The 1,028-nt window shown below is 44.1% G+C and carries 2 protein-coding genes; both read right to left on the bottom strand.

Annotated elements, in window-relative coordinates; all coding sequences use genetic code 11:
• Window positions 1-175 precede the first annotated feature (175 nt).
• The gene (locus tag DFK10_RS16580; protein WP_217810200.1) at window positions 176-322 is read right to left on the bottom strand and encodes a hypothetical protein; all 147 of its coding nucleotides are present in this window, start codon (window positions 320-322) and stop codon (window positions 176-178) included.
• Window positions 319-885: a recombinase family protein gene (locus DFK10_RS16170; protein ID WP_109390068.1), complete on the bottom strand. Its 567-nt coding sequence runs from the start codon at window positions 883-885 to the stop codon at window positions 319-321. The genes DFK10_RS16580 and DFK10_RS16170 overlap by 4 nt, the downstream gene beginning before the upstream one ends.
• Between the last annotated feature and the right edge of the window lie 143 nt (window positions 886-1,028).

Raw genomic sequence — 1,028 nt, 5'->3', positions numbered from 1 at the left:
ATGGTGCCCAGAAGAATCGTAATCTGTGCACCTTGTCCCCATCAAGTCACTGTAAAATAACAAAAAACCGTTCATTGGGATTCAGGTTTCTTGTACGGTTTTGTTCTACGGTTTGTTCTACGGTAACAGCACAGGATTTTCCAGAGGTAGCAGGTTATCTGTGCGTTGCGGTGGATCAGGAAGAAGATTTACCGTCATCCTTTGGGTCTTGTTCCTTTTGGTCTTTTACCTTTTTCACAAGACGCTTAATCGCCATAGCGTCATCATAGGAACTGGTCGGTGCTGACCACTTATCTGTGTTGTCTTTATTATCTTTGGTCACTGTGAGACCTCCTGCTGTTCCTGTGATCCTTTCAGGGCACGATAGACACTGACACGACTGATACCCATTTCAGTGGCAATCTTGGTTGGACCCATGCCTTGTTGTTTGAGTTCGATGATTTTGTCTTGATCAATGGATGGTTTGCGACCTTTGTAGGCACCACGTGCTTTTGCTTTTGCGATACCTTCTGCTTGCCGTTTACGAATGATGGATCGTTCAAATTCTGCGAATGCTCCCATGAGGTGCAGTTGCAGTTTTGCGAAGGGATCATTGCTGGATGCAGAGAATGTCAGATTTTCGGATATGAAAGTGATGCTGACATTTTTATCTAACAGGGTCTGGATGATGGTTTGAAGATCACGAAGATCACGTGCCATGCGATCTATGGACCAACAGATGACCTCATCACCTTCTCGGGCGAACTCAATCATGTTTTGCAGTTCTGGACGATCTTTGGCGGTTGCCCCTGATAGTTTTTCTTCGAAGGTTTTATCGAGAGGTCCAAGGTCTTGGCGATCAAGGTTTTGGTCAAAGGAACTGACACGGCGATAACCAATCTTCATGGGGTCTCCATGTTTTGTTTCATTTGGGTCTAGAGGAAATAAAAAGGGCGTAACAAATTGGGAATCAGACCCTTTTGTTACGCCCTTAGTATATCATAGAAACTGTATCAGATCAGTAAGATTATTTGATAAACTGGTTACTC

Origin of the sequence: Salibaculum griseiflavum, assembly GCF_003129565.1 — a bacterium.
Classification (GTDB): domain Bacteria; phylum Pseudomonadota; class Alphaproteobacteria; order Rhodobacterales; family Rhodobacteraceae; genus Salibaculum; species Salibaculum griseiflavum.
This window is presented reverse-complemented; position numbering and strand designations above follow the sequence as displayed.